The organism is Thalassolituus sp. LLYu03 (assembly GCF_050507655.1).
GTDB lineage: Bacteria > Pseudomonadota > Gammaproteobacteria > Pseudomonadales > Oceanobacteraceae > Venatoribacter.
Window position 1 is genome coordinate 257,237 of sequence record NZ_CP191496.1, and the last position, 15,197, is coordinate 272,433.

At 58.4% G+C, this 15,197-nt stretch carries 14 protein-coding genes and 1 pseudogene; 8 read left to right on the forward strand and 7 right to left on the reverse strand.

The genetic code is table 11. The features are described from left to right. Window position 1 precedes the first annotated feature (1 nt). The 3 genes from ACQUQU_RS01270 to ACQUQU_RS01280 all read right to left on the reverse strand — a co-directional run bounded on the left by ACQUQU_RS01270 (window position 2) and on the right by ACQUQU_RS01280 (window position 3,142). Window positions 2–802, reverse strand: coding sequence for a methyltransferase domain-containing protein (locus tag ACQUQU_RS01270; protein WP_430461434.1), 801 nt, complete (start codon window positions 800–802; stop codon window positions 2–4). 122 nt (window positions 803–924) lie between these two features. Continuing rightward, window positions 925–1,596, reverse strand: coding sequence for a VWA domain-containing protein (locus ACQUQU_RS01275; protein WP_430461435.1), 672 nt, complete (start codon window positions 1,594–1,596; stop codon window positions 925–927). Between the two features lie 10 nt (window positions 1,597–1,606). Beyond that, window positions 1,607–3,142, reverse strand: a complete 1,536-nt coding sequence (locus ACQUQU_RS01280; RefSeq protein WP_430461436.1) for a hypothetical protein — start codon at window positions 3,140–3,142, stop codon at window positions 1,607–1,609. A gap of 190 nt (window positions 3,143–3,332) precedes the next feature. Here ACQUQU_RS01280 and ACQUQU_RS01285 point away from each other — a divergent pair, with 190 nt between their 5' ends. The 3 genes from ACQUQU_RS01285 (at window position 3,333) to ACQUQU_RS01295 (ending at window position 6,765) form a co-directional block, all read left to right on the forward strand. Beyond that, window positions 3,333–4,151, forward strand: coding sequence for a response regulator transcription factor (locus ACQUQU_RS01285; RefSeq protein WP_430461437.1), 819 nt, complete (start codon window positions 3,333–3,335; stop codon window positions 4,149–4,151). A gap of 8 nt (window positions 4,152–4,159) precedes the next feature. Continuing rightward, window positions 4,160–5,827, forward strand: coding sequence for an ATP-binding protein (locus tag ACQUQU_RS01290; protein ID WP_430461438.1), 1,668 nt, complete (start codon window positions 4,160–4,162; stop codon window positions 5,825–5,827). Window positions 5,828–5,910: 83 nt separating this feature from the next. Next, window positions 5,911–6,765 carry a GGDEF domain-containing protein gene (locus ACQUQU_RS01295; RefSeq protein ID WP_430461439.1) on the forward strand — a complete coding sequence of 285 codons (855 nt, stop codon included), beginning with the start codon at window positions 5,911–5,913 and terminating at the stop codon, window positions 6,763–6,765. A 50-nt stretch (window positions 6,766–6,815) separates the two neighbouring features. Here ACQUQU_RS01295 and ACQUQU_RS01300 read toward each other — a convergent pair. Beyond that, window positions 6,816–7,760, reverse strand: a pseudogene (locus ACQUQU_RS01300) (AraC family transcriptional regulator ligand-binding domain-containing protein); the annotation flags it as partial. 127 nt (window positions 7,761–7,887) lie between these two features. On the opposite strand from ACQUQU_RS01300, the gene ACQUQU_RS01305 reads away from it, so the two are divergent. After that, entirely contained in the window at window positions 7,888–9,549 is a 1,662-nt protein-coding gene (locus ACQUQU_RS01305) for a flavin-containing monooxygenase (RefSeq protein ID WP_430461440.1), read from the forward strand. 83 nt (window positions 9,550–9,632) lie between these two features. Here the strand turns inward: ACQUQU_RS01305 and ACQUQU_RS01310 are convergent, their stop codons facing one another. Continuing rightward, window positions 9,633–10,100: a YaiI/YqxD family protein gene (locus ACQUQU_RS01310; RefSeq protein ID WP_430461441.1), complete on the reverse strand. Its 468-nt coding sequence runs from the start codon at window positions 10,098–10,100 to the stop codon at window positions 9,633–9,635. Window positions 10,101–10,263: 163 nt separating this feature from the next. Here ACQUQU_RS01310 and ACQUQU_RS01315 point away from each other — a divergent pair, with 163 nt between their 5' ends. From ACQUQU_RS01315 to ACQUQU_RS01325, 3 genes are all read left to right on the forward strand, one after another. Then, window positions 10,264–11,118, forward strand: coding sequence for a metal-dependent hydrolase (locus tag ACQUQU_RS01315; RefSeq protein ID WP_430461442.1), 855 nt, complete (start codon window positions 10,264–10,266; stop codon window positions 11,116–11,118). A 138-nt stretch (window positions 11,119–11,256) separates the two neighbouring features. Then, the gene (locus tag ACQUQU_RS01320) at window positions 11,257–11,979 is read left to right on the forward strand and encodes a substrate-binding periplasmic protein (protein WP_430461443.1); all 723 of its coding nucleotides are present in this window, start codon (window positions 11,257–11,259) and stop codon (window positions 11,977–11,979) included. A 122-nt stretch (window positions 11,980–12,101) separates the two neighbouring features. Next, window positions 12,102–12,758: a DsbA family oxidoreductase gene (locus ACQUQU_RS01325; RefSeq protein WP_430461444.1), complete on the forward strand. Its 657-nt coding sequence runs from the start codon at window positions 12,102–12,104 to the stop codon at window positions 12,756–12,758. A 54-nt stretch (window positions 12,759–12,812) separates the two neighbouring features. Here ACQUQU_RS01325 and ACQUQU_RS01330 read toward each other — a convergent pair whose 3' ends face one another. Both ACQUQU_RS01330 and ACQUQU_RS01335 read right to left on the reverse strand, forming a co-directional pair. Beyond that, window positions 12,813–13,568, reverse strand: coding sequence for a substrate-binding periplasmic protein (locus ACQUQU_RS01330; RefSeq protein WP_430461445.1), 756 nt, complete (start codon window positions 13,566–13,568; stop codon window positions 12,813–12,815). A gap of 244 nt (window positions 13,569–13,812) precedes the next feature. Continuing rightward, window positions 13,813–14,673, reverse strand: coding sequence for an EamA family transporter (locus ACQUQU_RS01335; RefSeq protein ID WP_430461446.1), 861 nt, complete (start codon window positions 14,671–14,673; stop codon window positions 13,813–13,815). A gap of 4 nt (window positions 14,674–14,677) precedes the next feature. Between ACQUQU_RS01335 and ACQUQU_RS01340 the strand changes: the two genes are divergently transcribed. After that, window positions 14,678–15,175, forward strand: a complete 498-nt coding sequence (locus ACQUQU_RS01340) for a DUF6314 family protein (RefSeq protein WP_430461447.1) — start codon at window positions 14,678–14,680, stop codon at window positions 15,173–15,175. The last annotated feature ends 22 nt before the right edge of the window (window positions 15,176–15,197 follow it).

Below are 15,197 nucleotides of genomic sequence, written 5' to 3' on the forward strand. Positions count from 1 at the left end.
TTCAGCGCTTGCGCAGCATAAAATGCACATAGCGCCCCAGCTGGCGATAGGGTTCTTCCAGTCCAAATTCGAGGTCGGCAGCAAACACGTCGGCTTCGCCGATACGGTCGCGGATCTTCTGATGCATGTGATCCCACACACAGCGGATACCGCGCCAGCGTTCCAGCGTAAAGCCCAGCGCTTCTAATTGTTCTGTTACCGCCTGCGGATCGAGCGGATGTTGCGGCGCGTTACCTTCGTCACGCAAACGCGGGTTGGACGATTCCGGTTCGGCGGTACGGCCGTTCATCAGCTGCCGCCACTGATGGCCGTGCAGGTTGTAAAACATCAGCGACAAACAGCCGCCGGATTTTACTTTGGCGGCCAGCAGCGGCAGAGCTGCAAACGGGTCTTCCAGCCATTCCAGCACGGCGTGATTCAGCACCACATCAAACTCGCCGGGGAAGGTTGCATCGCTTTCCTGCAGCGAACACTGACGGATGCTGGCGCTTAAGTTGGCAGCGGCAAACTGATCCTGTGCCAGCTTCAGCATTTCCGCCGAAATATCGCACAGGCTGACCTCAGCGCCCTGTTGCGCCAGCTCCAGGCTGAACTGCCCCTGACCGCCGCCAATATCGAGCACAGTTGCGCCCTGCACGTTAATGCCGAGATCTGCGAAATCCTGACGCAGCGCCTTCAGGCGCAAGCGTCCGCGTGGCGTCGCGTAAATGGTGCGCGCAAAGCGGCTGGCCAGATCGTCGAAATTACGGTCCGGGCGTTTGCTTCTGGCATTGTCGGTAACGTTAGCTGGCTGCTCGCTCATGATCATCAGGTCTGTCGCTGGATGCGCTCATAATACCAGCGTGATTTTTAATAGGTCAGAGGGCGGGCTGAAATAAAAAAGCCGGTGCTGGGCACCGGCAAGGCGGGTGGTGCGGGGTGGAATCAGTTGGCCACGATGAGTTTGTCCATGCGCTCGAGATCGTTAATGACGCGCCAGTCGCCGCCACCTTCTACGACCCTGTGTTGCCAGTTGTCGAGTCGGTTGAGGTAGTCACGCGGGTCAATATTATCAGTCCGTAACTTAGTGACATTGAGAGCAACGACGTGAATGTTATCCAGGCTAATTGGAAAGTTTCTAATGTGATCACGGGGCAGATCCTCTTCTAAATCCGAAAAAATAAACACGTACTTTTCACCGGCGCCGGTTTCGTTCAGGTACTGCGTGGCCTGCAGAACACCGCCGGTGATGTCGGTGTTGGCACTGCCTTTTTTAAGGCCCGCAGCAAATTCATCCATGGCCAGCTTGAACTGGCGTTTCTGGTCGTTGGCGGTGCTCGGGCGCATATCGAAGGTGGTTTTGGCGATGATGTCTTTTTCGCTGAAACTGCCGCTGTCGATGCGCGCCACGGCGATGGAGTCACCGCTGTTCAGGTTGGCCAGCAGGTAATTCAGAATGGCCTGCGCTTTGTTCAGCTCCTGGGTGTAGGTGCCTGAGGTGTCGATCAGCAGATACACAGCTTTATTCTGTGGAGCCTGCTCACCGCAGCCACCGAGCGCGAGCGCGAGGCTCAGGGGCAGGGCAGCGGTTATCAGCATGCGTTGGATGGTGTTCATGGTGATCTCCTTAAACCGCCAGAGCGGCTTTGTTATTGCCGGCGCTTACGTCGGCCTGTTTGCTGCGACGGGTTTTGCGGCTGGTGGTGTCTTCTGTCTCCATGTCCACATCCGGAATAACCGCGGCGATGGCATCCGTGCTGTTGTCATGGGCAGCAGCCGGATTACGCAGATTCTTCACCATGCGCTCGACACCCAGCGGCAGCATGATCAGCAGGTCGTAGGCGTGGGTCAGCACGGTGCTGGTCTGCAAGGCCAGGTTGCCGCTCAGACGGGTGACGATGGCCAGTACCCGGATAACCGCCACCAGAACCAGACCCAGTACCGTGCGCAGCGAGTGGATAAAGGACTCCAGCGGAATCGCGATAAAGGCCAGCGCGAACGGCAGGATGAAGCCCATCACCATCTGACCGATGGACGGAATCCAGCGGAATTCAGCATTGGTGGCGGCGACACCGGCCAGCGATTGCTGCAGGGCTTCTTTGTCCAGCGCCAGCAGATCACGCATGTACGCCAGCGACGCTTCGATACCGGCCAGCACGCACAGGATGCTCAAGCTGATGACCATCATGCGGCGACGCATTTTGTCGTCCATGCTGCTGATGATCGGGAACAGCCGGGTGATGCGCAGCGATTCCAGCAGAAACAGGCCCATGGCAATTTCGATCAGAATGATCACCATGGCGGCGATATCCGAGGTACGCACCGCACCGATATAACTGGTGCCACCCACCATTTCCGACATCGGCATGGCAATCAGCTGGAAGTTGATCAGGCCGCCCAGCAGGGCAATGCTCAGCACCAGACCGGCGATAAAAAACTGGGTCAGCGAGCTGGAAGCCAGGCTGCGCACGGCAGCGTCTTCACCGCGGCGCACCTCCTCGTAATGCTGCATCTGCTTGTCGAGCTGGTGGGTGCGGTTATCCAGACCTTCGATGGTCTTGCCCACTTCTTCTACTTTGCTGTTCAGCGTGCGCCATTCCGGCTGCATTTTGGCCAGCAGCTTGTGCCGTTCGCCGCTGCTGTGCTGCCAGGCTTTCAGCGTTTCTTTATGGGTGTCGTGCACCGCGTCTTTGATGCTGGTCAGAATCTTGGCCACGGCCGGGTCGCCATGACTTGGCAGTGTGGCAATGGTGTTCACCACATCACCCCAGGCCGGTGGCAGCGGCGCGCTTTCGGCGGACTCGTGGTAACTGGCTTCGATATTGTCGATGGCGGTACCAATGTCGCGCTGCAGCGCCGGGTAGCCCGACAGGTCGCGGGCAACCAGCGTCTGGATGCGGGCGAATTCGCGTTCAATGCGGCGCTCGGCGTCGTTGCGGGCGGCGGCCAGCAGCACCTCGCGGTTACGCTGGGTCAGTTGGTGTTCCAGCTGGCTCAGCGAGCGGCTGGCCATACGCAGCACGTGGCGCAGGCCGTTGCCGACCGACAGCAGGATGCGGTGGGCCGGGGTACGGCCGGCGTAGAGCAGGGTCATCAGCAGCACCAGCCAGACAGCGGCGGAGATGGCGGTGTTGTCAGACCAGAGTGTCAGTAATGAATTCATGATTCAGTCCTCTGTGTTCGATTCGTTTAAGTGCGGCAAGAGCCGATGAACACAGGTTCGCCGGGCGCGGTGAAAAATCGGTGAGAAGAATGTGATTTCTGTCGCGCGGGCTTGGCGCAGCACGAGGCAGTGGGCGGAAGCGGTGTTATGCTCAATCCAGTCTGAACAAGGGCAGTGACAGGACGTGAACATGATCAAGATCTTCTGGGTGGAGGATCAGAGCCACTGGATCGACAAATTCCGGCCCATGCTGGAGCGCACGGATTTCACGCCGGGTGCCGATGGTGAGCTGGTGGACGATCACAACCGCCTTGAGGTGTTTAAATACGCCGAGCCCGCCATCAATCGCATTGAACAGACCGACAGCGCCGACGCACCGCACATCGCCATTCTCGACGCCAGCCTGAACGGCAACGACGACGGCGGCTTCAGTGTGTCGCGCGCCTTGCTGAAAAAATGGCCGGCGCTGCCCATCGTTTTTTTATCCGAACACTCAGGCACCGGCATCGAACAGAAAGCCTTTGAACAGGGCATGACGCAGGATTTTATCGCCAAGCATCAGCGTAATATTGAAGGTGTGCTGCTGTGGCGCATGAAAGCCTTGCTGAAAAACAGCCTGGTGCCTTCGGCCAATAAAAAATCGCGTCTGGTCAGTGGCGACCTGATCATTGATCTGGTCAGCTGGGACGTCACCTGGAAGGGCAACAAGCTGATGAACCCGGCCAATCCGGCGCGTCCGCTGGCACCGACGCCGCGCAAAATTCTGCGCCATCTGGTGGAAGCCTCGCCGCGCCCCGTCACCACCTTTCAGATGGCCGACTGGCTGGACGCCGATGTGGAAAAATTTTCCTACGCCAATTACCGCCAGCACATTAAAACCCTGCGTAAATCGCTGGCGTTGGCGCACGGTAATGAAGACGAATTTATGAACATCTGCCGCAATGGCAGCGCCGTGGCAACCTTTGGCGACGAAGGTGCTTATTGCTGGAAAGCGCCCGCTAAGGATTAGGACAAGGCATGCAGAACTTACCCGAATCGCGATCGTCATCGCCGGAAAAAGCCGAGCGTTTTCCCTTCCGTATTCAGTATCCGTGGCGCAGTCTGCTGGGGCTGATTCTGTTGCTGTTTTACGCTGCGTTGCTGGCGTCGCCTGAGCTGTTAAACGCGCTGCCAGTGCCTGCGCCATTCGTTAATGCCGTAGTGAATAGTTTGCTGAATACGCAGATGTTCAGCGCCGCCAGTGTGCTGTTATTACTGCTGTGCTGGGCCGATGTCCGGCGTTTTTTCCGCCAGCAGCGCAAGGTGCGCGAAAGTATGCAGACACTGTGGGAAAACAAACGCCAGCTGCAGCAGCGGGCGCAAACCTCGGCCAGTCATACCGATAAACTCAAGCTGTTTATTTCCGACAAATTACTCGAATACATAGAGTACGACGAAAAATTCCTGCACTTTAAAAGCATCGCCTCCGAGGTGCGCCACAACGGCGTCATTTCGTTTGATAAAGTGCAGTCGGCGCTGCATTTTGCCCGTGAACACAGCTTGCCCGGTGAACGTGGCGACACCGCGCTCATGTATCAGGATGCACTGAGCGCCATGCGTTATTTGTGGGATCTGCTCGATTTATCCACCACCGACAATATGGCGCTGCACATCGGCGCTCAGGTCAGCCGTTGTGAAGAACAGGCGTTTCAGGCCGAGCTGCAGGGTACTGAGGTATCCGCACTGCCGGCGTCGCCGGTATTTGAACCGGCCAAAGCGCTGCTCGATACCCTGACTCTGCATCTGGGCGTTACTTTGTGCAGTGATGACGGCGAAGAAAATCCGGCGCTGCTGTTCCGCACGGATCAGCCTGAGCATCTGCAGCTGCGCGACAAAGACGGTATTTTCCGTCTCGATATTCAGCCCTGCGCTGTACTGCCGGGCAATGCCAATCACCTGATTCTGCTGCTCGAAAATCTGCTGCGTAATGCCCAGTATTTTGCCACGCGCAAAACCCACAAGGGCCCGCTGGCACCGGTGTCGGTGCGTCTGTGGGAAGCGCAGCAGTGCTTGTGTCTGACCGTCTACAACCGCGGCCCGCACATCAATGCCGACGATAAAGAGCAGATTTTTCAACTCGGTTTTTCCACGCGCAAAGTGCGTGAGCATCACGGCAAAGGGCTCGGGCTGTATTTCGTGCAGCAGATTACTCAGGGCTTCGATGGTGATATCGGGTGCGACAACATCACCAACCACAGCGGCCAGTACCATCTGCGTCTGGAGCTGGATAACGGTGACGTGCAGAACCTGCATCTGGAAGTGGCGCTGGACGACGGCCGGCCGCAGGTGCGCCTGAGCGGCAGCGACGCCGATTTTGCCCGTCAGTGGGAAATGCCGTTAAGCCGCAAGCTGATGTCGCTGGAAGTGAATCTGGCCGGCGACAGCCATGTCAGCCGTTTTGCGCTGAACAAATCCGAACGTTTGCTGGTTGATAACCGGCAGCTGCCCGGTCCGCACTGGCAGGCGGAACTGACCGGCCGCAAAGGCGATGTGCTGCGCTTTACCCCGCTGGATATCCGCGGTGTGCAGTTCAGTCTGCGTCTGCCAACGCTGGAAGGCCGCATGGACGGCGTCAGCGCCACGAACCTGTGGGCGCCGGACGTCGACCAACTGGATGCCAGCTTCCGCAGCCCGGATGATTTCTGATCGTGAGTTTTTTGTCAGTTTTATGTTAACAATGCCCGTTGCCCATTCGGCACAGGAGTATTCGTCGGCTAGACTCTTCCTGTATGTCTGAATCTCTGATCCCCATGTCATCCGAGCCTGCATCTGTGCGCGACAAACAGAAATCACGGCCGGCCTGTCCGGTCGGTGAGTCCGTGTGTCCCGTCATTGACGAAGTCATGCGCCTGCGTGAGCTGGTGATCACTGACCCGTTAACCGGCCTGTACAACCTGCGCTATTTTCTGACCGCATTGGATCAGGAACTGGAGCGTACCGAGCGTACCCACATAGCCACCGCGGTGATGATGATCGACCTCGACCATTTCAAAAGCATCAACGACACCTGGGGGCATCAGGCCGGCGATGAAGTGCTGCGCCAGACCGCCCGCATCATCCGCGACAGTACCCGCCGGCTGGACATTCAGTGCCGCTACGGTGGCGAGGAATTTGTCGTGATCCTGCCGTCCACCGAACGCCGGCTGGCGGTGCAGGTGGCCGAACGGCTGCGTGAAAACATCGAATTTACGCCAGTGGTGGCCATGGGCCGTGAAATTCACGTCACCGCCAGCATCGGCATCGCCTTCCACAGCGCGGATCATCCGTGCGACGCCACCGGCCTGATCGCCAAGGCGGATGAATTACTCTACGAGGCCAAACACAAAGGGCGTAATCAGGTCTGTTACCCTGAGTTCAGCGTCGAAACCACCGCCGTCAGCGGCGCCGAGAAAGACCTGCTGCACGGCATGTTCGGCGGTGCGCCTGAGGCCGACGACGCAGTCGATCAGACCGAAGATGCTGAAGCGGGTGATGACGATTGGTCGGATGGCGAATGGTCAGACGACGGCGCCGAGTGGATGGAACCCTCATCCGACTGGGACGGCGAGCCATCAGACCCGGTACCGCCTCCCGACCGCCGGTAACGCGCCGGCGTCATGCCCTGCCATTTGCGGAAGGCATGAATAAAGCCCGCCGCTTCTGAATACCCCAGCTGCAGCGCCACCTGTTCCACGCTGGTGGCGGTGCGGGCCAGCAGATGGCAGGCGCGCTCGCGCCGTACCCGATCAAGAATGCCCTGAAAACTCTCTCCTTCGTTGTTCAGCACCCGCCGTAACTGACGCTCGCTCAGGCCGAAAATCGCCGCGCATTCGCGCACGCCCGGAAATTGCTGGCTGAACATGCGCAGGTGCTGTTCCAGCCGGCCACTGATGCGGCCGCTGTCGATCTGAGCGCGTTGATTCAACAGCTCATCGCATTGCTGGCGGTACAGATCGCGGGCGGTGTGATTGCCGCCGGGCAGGGGAATGCGCAACACCGGCAGCGGCAGCACGAAACTGGCTTCATGGCATCCGAACTCCACCGGGCACTGAAATTTCTGCCGGTACGCGGCGGCTTCGGCCGGCTCGGGATAAGGCATGCGGATCAGCAGTGGCCGGATCTGCTGGCCGAGCAGGGTCTGCATCATATTCAGGAAATGCCAGGTGCCAGCGATATCGCGGTCCATCACAAAGCGGTGCAACGTCTGCGGCAGATGAAACGGAATCAGCCGCAGTTCGGCGCTGTCGCCGGTCAGGGTCAATGCCAGTTCACTGAACAGGTAGCCCAGCTGCTGATATTTAATGCCCAGATTAAACGCCTCGTAGGCCGAGCTGCAGCTCATCAGCATCATGGCGAAGGCGCCGTAACTCGACAGGCCGAAGGTCGAGCCTATGTTCAGCGCCGCCAGCGGGTCGTGCTGAATGAGCGCGGCGATGTCGGCCAGAATCGCCAGCTCGTCAGCCTGGGCGATGGTTGCGCCGGCATTCAGGTGGGCCCGGCTCAGCCCGTGGCGGGCGAGCAGGGCATCGGTATCCAGTCCGTAGTGTTGCTGAAGCTGTTCCAGCGTAAAGCTCAGGGCAAGAATCGAGCGCAGAGTCATGATGGCCGTTTTTATCAATTTATTGTTGAAAGCAGCATAGCGGCCGGTGGGCGGGGGAAAGTAGATTCAGGTCATGGCTGCGGCAGCTGCTGCCGGCCCTTCCGAATAACAAGAAAGGACGTTCACCATGACCAAGATGCAGACAGCGCCGGCCCAGACCCTGCCGGCTACCACAGACGTTGTGATTATTGGCGCCGGTTTTGGCGGCCTGTGCGCGGGTATCCGCCTGAAAGAAGCGGGCATCCACAATTTTGTGATTCTGGAAAAAGCCGCCGACGTGGGCGGCACCTGGCGCGACAATACGTATCCGGGCTGCGCCTGTGACGTGCAGTCGCATCTGTATTCCTACTCGTTCGCCGGTAACGCCGAATGGAGTAAGCGCTACGCCAGCTGGCGCGAAATTCAGGACTACATTTTAAAAACCACCGACGACTACCAGATGCGGCCTTTTATTCACTTCGGTCAGGAAGTGAACCGCTGCCAGTTCGACAGCACCACCGGCTTGTGGACCATAGGCACCAGCGCCGGCGCTGAAATCCGTGCGCGCTATTTTGTGCTGGCGTCAGGCCCGCTGCATCACCCGCAGATTCCGAACATCAAAGGACTCGATACCTTCAAGGGTAAGGTCATGCACTCGGCCCAGTGGGATCACGATTACAACCTGAAAGGCAAACGCGTGGCGTCCATCGGCACCGGTGGCAGTGCCATTCAGTACGTCCCGGAAATTGCACCGGATGTGGCTCAGCTGGATGTGTATCAGCGCACCGCGGCCTGGGTGATTCCGCGCGACGAACGCCGCTACAGTGAATTCAGCAAGTGGCTGTTCCGTACTTTTCCTTCGATGCGCAAACTGCACCGTGCGCGTCTGTACGCCACCAATGAAATGCGGGTGTGGCCGATTTTCCATCCGCGTCTGGCGCGGGCGCTGCAAGGGCTGGCCAAGCTGTCGATCCGCATGCAGGTGAAAGACCCGGAGATGCGCGCCAAACTGACGCCTGATTACACCATCGGCTGTAAGCGCATTCTGATTTCCAATAAATATTACCCGGCCTTTAACCGCGCCAATGTCGATTTAATTACCGACGGCATTCAGGAAATCCGTGAAAACAGCATCGTGGACAGCAACGGCATTGAACGTCCGTGCGACACCATTATTCTCGGCACCGGCTTTGTCGTTGACCCGCGCGGCTATATGAAAAATTTCACGCTGGATGGTCTGCCGGGGCACCAGATTATGCAGGACTGGAAAGACGGCGCAGAAAGCTACTACGGCACTATGGTGTCCGGCTTCCCGAACATGTTCCAGCTGGTCGGGCCGAATACCGCACTGGGTCATAACTCGATTATTTATATGATTGAGTCGCAGGTGAACCTGATTCTGAGCGTGCTGGGCGAAATGAAAAAACGCGGTTCGACCTACTTCAATGTAAAAATTGAAGAGCAGAACAAACTCAACGCCGAAATTCAGGGGCGCATGAAAAATACCGTGTGGACCTCTGGTTGTCAGAGCTGGTATCAGCAGGCCGACGGTAAGAACTTCACCATCTGGCCGTCGTCTACCATTGAATTCCGCTCGCGTACCAAGCGCATTCATACCCCGGCGCTGGACTGGATTACTGTCGGGGCGCCGCTGACCGCTGCTAACGAAATGCAGGAGGGCGCTGCTGACGAAAGGCAGGAGGGCGCTGTCAACGACACGCCAGAGGCGGGTCAGATCAAGGGGGCGGATACGGGCCTGAAAACCGCGCAGGAAAAAGAAGGCAGTAAGAAGACCACAGAACCCGCATAAGCCGACATCAGCGGCATAAAAAAAGCAGACCTTGTGTCTGCTTTTTTTATCGGGGCTCTCTGAGTTATTGGTCTCTTACTGCATTACTGGCCGGCCGGTTTCTTCGGCTGCTTCGCCAGCCAGCGGTCGAGGGCATTGGCAAACTGCTGTTTGTCGCGATCAGAGAACGCCGCCGGGCCGCCACTCTGGATGCCGCTGGAGCGCAGGGTTTCCATAAAATCGCGCATCATGAGTTTCTGGCGCACAGTTTCCGGGCTGTAGGGTTCGCCACGGTTGTTGATGGCGGCGGCTTTCTTGGCAATCACTTCCGCGGCCAGCGGAATGTCCTGAGTAATCACCAGATCTCCGGCGCTGCAGCGCTGGGCAATCAGATCGTCGGCCACATCAAAGCCGGACTCCACCTGCAGGCTGCGCAGATACGGCGAATTCGGAATCGGCACCTGATGATTGGCAACAAACCAGGTTTCGGTCTGGGTGCGGACGGCGGCTTTGCAGATCACCTCGCGTACCATTTTTGGCGTGGCATCGGCGTCTACCCAAATGATGGCCATAGAAAAATCGTGCTCCACAAGTTGTTTATTCGGGCCGGACTGGCGGGGGTATCCTGCCAACATGAGTGCTGAAACGCCACATTGGCGTTTAATCACCTCTCGCGCGGGCGGCGCTTTGCCATAGTGACCTTCATCTGGCCCGTCATCAACAGGAGGAACCAGCATGACAGCACAAGTGACCAGCCCGGCGGCAGTGTCTCACACACCAGCGGGTGTCGACATTAAACCGCGTAAAATGGAGTTTCCGTTCAGCAATATTCAGGACCCGTTTGTCTTTGCCGGTAATTCTTTGCTGACCGTTTTCTTCGGTGCTTTATCGTCGACTTTTCCACCGGGCGAAGCCGAATTTATTGCCTCGGTACGCAACTATCGTGACCGCGTTACCGACCCTCTGCTGAAAGAGCAGATCCGCGGTTTTATCGGTCAGGAAGGGCATCACAGCCATCAGCACAAGCGCGCCAACGAAGTACTGCGCGATCTGGGCATCGACGCCGTACGGTTGGAAAAACACCTCGAGCGCGACCTGAAACGTTTTCACACGCGCAAATTCGCCACCGATAAACTGCGCCTCGCGATGACGGTCGGCATGGAGCACATGACGGCCATTATGGCGGAATTTGTGCTGAATAATCCCGAGGTGCTGGAGCCGCTGGAAAAATCCGTGCGCGATCTTCTGTACTGGCATGCGGTCGAAGAAATTGAGCACAAAGCGGTGGCGTTCGATGTCTTTATGGCGATGGAAGGTGACCAGAAATACCTGCGCCGCGTGCTGCGCTTCGTGACCTGGATGTTCAGCATCCGCATCAGCTGCTACATGGTCGCGCTGCTGTTCTGGGCCCGTCGCATGCCTAAATGGCGCGAAATTAAAGGCTTCTGGCGTTTTATGTTCGGGGCCAAAGGCATGTTGACCAACATTCGCCAGCCCTACCGTGATTATTTCAAACCGGGCTTCCACCCCTGGGATCACGATAACCGCGAGCTGATCAGCAAATGGCAGCAGGAGCTGGCCGGCGTCTGACCGTTGTATAACCGGCCGCCTGAGCAGGTCGCATCCGGCAGGCGGGAACCGCCCGTTACCTGACTGATGCGACGCAGCGGCCGGCGCTTGTCCGGCGCTGACTATACTGGGCGAAACCCCTCAACCGGAGATCCGGTTATGCGCCTGTCTGCCTTGCTCTGCTGTATCTGTCTGTCGTTACCGGCCACCGCCCGCGAACTGGTGGTCGGTGTCGAAAACCTCGACTACCAACCCATCTATTACACCCAGAACGGCCAGTATCAGGGCTTTGCCCATGAGCTGCTCGACGCCTTCGCCAAAGCCAGTGGCCACACCTTGGTGTACCGGCCGTTGCCGGTGCGTCGTCTGTTTTCCGATTTCTTCACCGGCGCGGTTGATCTGAAATACCCGGACAACCCCATGTGGTCGCAGGATGAGCGTACCGGCAAAGCCGTAAAGTACAGCGACGTGACGCTGGTGGCGGTGGACGGTGTCATGGTGAAAACCGACCGGCCGAAAGGGCAGGCGCTGAAGCGTCTGGTGATCATCCGCGGTTTTACGCCCTGGGTGTATCAGGACGCCATTAAGGCTGGCACCATTTCCGTACAGGAAGTGAATGATCTGGAATCGGCCTTACGCAGTGTGCTGCTCGGCCGCGCCGACGGCGCCTACGGCAACGTGGTGGTGGCGCGCGACAAGCTGAAGCAGATCGGCAGCCCGGATGCGCTGGTGTTCGACCGCGAACTGCCGTACGCCAATTCCGATTTCATGCTGTCGTCGATCAAAGCGCCTGAGATCATCGACGAGTTCAACGCCTTCCTGAAGTCGCAGGCAGCCACCATCAGCAAGATGAAGCAGGCCTCGGCGGTAGAAGCCAACTGAACGGCCGGCGCTGTTGGCGCCGGAATGATCCATGACAGAGGATCACTGATCCGCCAGCGGGGATTGAGCAGCGCCGCGTTGCTGCTCATACTCGCCGTTTTTCCTGCTTACGGAATCCTGTTATGACCACCCAGATCCGCATCGACATCGTGTCGGACGTCATGTGTCCCTGGTGCGCCATTGGTTTTGCCAGCCTGAGCAAAGCCCTTGAAGCCCTCGACGGACGCATTGAAGCCAGCATTCACTGGCAGCCTTTTGAACTGAATCCGGACATGGGCCCGCAGGGCCAGAACCTGCGCGAGCACCTGCAGCAAAAGTACGGCAGCACCGCCGACGAAAGCCGTGCCGCCCGTGAACGCATCACCCAGATGGGCGCTCAGCTCGGCTTTACCTTCAACTTCACCGACGACCAGCGCATTGTGAATACCTTCAATGCACACCAGCTGCTGCACTGGGCGGGCAACACCGCACAGCAGACCGAGCTTAAGATGGCGCTGTTCGCCGCCTACTTCCGTGACGGTCGTGACGTCAGTCAAAACGAGGTGCTGGTGGACGTGGCGGCGTCGGTCGGGCTGGACCGTGACGAAGCCGCCGCCGTGCTGGCAGATCAGCGCTTCGCCGCCGATATCCGTTCGAAAGAACAACAATGGCAGGAAGCCGGCATCCGCTCGGTACCGGCCATTATTCTCAATCAACAGTATCTGTTGTCGGGTGCACAGCCACCGGAAAGCTATGTGAAGGCGCTGAGCGAACTCAGCTTTATGGCCGACGAAGAATAACGTCGGCCGGCCAATCGCCTGCCATACACAGTAAAGGCCGGACGGCGGTGCTGATCAGTGTGTGTACTGGTTCAGCCACTGCTGAATCCGGCCTTCGCGTTTCAGCCCGGTAATGGCCTGGTCGATGGCCGGCAGTAAGTCTTTCTGAGAGGCGTGCAGGCGCAGATACAGCTGGTCGTAACCGCTGAAACGGTAGGCCACGCGGAACGCGTCCGGATCAAGTTTCAGCTGGTGCATCCAGTATTCCGCCACCACCTCGTTAATGATGATGCCGTCGACCCGGCCGGCATTCAGCCGTTGCAGATTCGCCTGCGCACCACTGGCCACGTCCTGACGCAGCACAGTGCCACGGGCAAAGGCCTCGTCGAAGCCATCGGCGTAGGCAAAGCCCAGCTCACAGCCCAGAATTTTGCCGCGGAAATCGTTGACGCTGCGGGCTTTCTTCGCCATACCGGCCGGCATCAGCACCACGTCCTGCGTTTGCAGATAGGGCAGGCTGTAGACGGAAATGGCCGCGTCTTCCTGCCGCCACAGCGGGTTGCTCATGGGGTCGAGGGTGATGCGCTGCTCACGGAAGTCGAGCAGCATGCGCTTCATCGGGTCGGGGCGGTACTCAATGGCAATGCCGCTGCGCTCACTGATGGCCGCCAGCATGGACGGCACAATGCCCACCGGTGGCTGGTCCGGCTTGCCGGCTTCGTGCATCTGAAACGGTGCCCAGTCGACCGAGCCGACCAGCAGCTCCGCCGCCTGCGCGCTGAGCGTCAGACTGACAGCCAGACTAACGGCCAGACTCGCGGCCAGATTCAAAACCAGACTGAGGCAGACCCTAAGCCCCGCGAGCGGCGGGCGCAGACTTCCAACCGGCATATTGGTATCTCTTCAACAGACTATTAAAAAAGCACCGCCACGGGCGCGTATACGACACCTGCCTGAACGGCAGTGCCATGATAACCATAGCCAACAGCAGGGTATTGATCCCGCTCAGAAATAGCGGGACTGAAGCAGAGCGGTCAATTCGCCCTTGGTCGTCCGTTGAAGAATTCAGACAACGTCAGAGGGCCGGTTTCCGGCGCAGGCTGGCCAGCCACAGAGCCAGCATCATGATGCCGGCCCCGGCGGTGAGGCGCAGCAGGTCGGTATCGCGGTTCCAGATCAGCAGATTCACCAGCAGACCGGCGGGAATCAGGGCGTTGTTCATAATCGCCAGCTGGCCGCTGCTGACGCGGGTGGCACCGAAATTCCAGAAGAAATAGCCAAGCCCAGAGGCGACGACGCCCAGCCACAGCAGAATGCCCCAGTGCAGGCCGGTGGTCGGGTACTTATCGGAACCGAGCAGCAACCAGGCCGGCAGCACCAGCAGCAGGGCGCCGACATAAAACCAGCCGAAGGCTTCGTGCTGCACAATCGGACGCGACGACGGCCAGGTTTCGAGCAGGCGTTTATACAGCACCTGACCGGCGGCAAAGCACAGGTTCGCGCCCTGCACCACGAAAAAGCCCAGCCAGAAATCCGTGCTCAGCGCGTTGTAACGCATCACGGCGGCGCCACCGATGGCGAGTGCGGCGGTGGCCAGATACGCCGGGTGAAAACGGCCGGCCATCAGGTCGTACATCAGGGTGACGTACACCGGGGTGAAAATGGTAAAAATCAGCACTTCCGGCACGCTCAGCAGCAGGAACGACTGGTAATAAAACAGATACATCAGGCCCAGCTGAATGGCACCGATGGCCATCAGGCGCATGGCCAGTGCCGGGGCGACGGGCTTGCGCAGCAGAAACGGCACAAACACCAGAGAGGCGAGCACAACCCGGGTTAATACGGCAAAATAACTGTCCACCTGACCGGCCAGATAGACACCGATCAGACTGAATGAAAATGCCCACAGCAGGGTAACGGCCCAGAGAATCGACATAGGTATGACCATCAACACGACAGGCGGCAGCATGCAGCAAAGCCAGGAGCGAATCCAGCAACTGTGGGCCCGGCTGCAAACCACTGCTGCTTTTTCATACGTCTCGGCACCGGGGCCACGCTCGCAGACCGGCTGGCACGGCGAAGGGCGCGGACGTGTCAGCGTCGAGATCATCAGCGACGACGAACTGCACTTTGTTGAACAGGGGACGTTTCAGTTGCAGGGCGGGCAGAGCATCGACATGCACAACCGCTTTATCTGGCAAAAACGCGCTGGCGCAATTGCACTCTCACACGGCCGGCGTGGCGAGCGCGTCTTTTTATTCGAACTGGTGCCAACGACTGAGAAAAACTGGTCCAGCGCGCAGGATCATGTGTGTATTAATGACCTTTATTCAGGAGACCTGAGCGAAAACGACACAGGTTTTTCGCTTACCTGGCACATCACAGGTCCGAAGAAAGATGAACATTTGTTTTATCAGTATGGTGCTGACAATTCGTAACACGAAAGAACCTTGAGCTAAT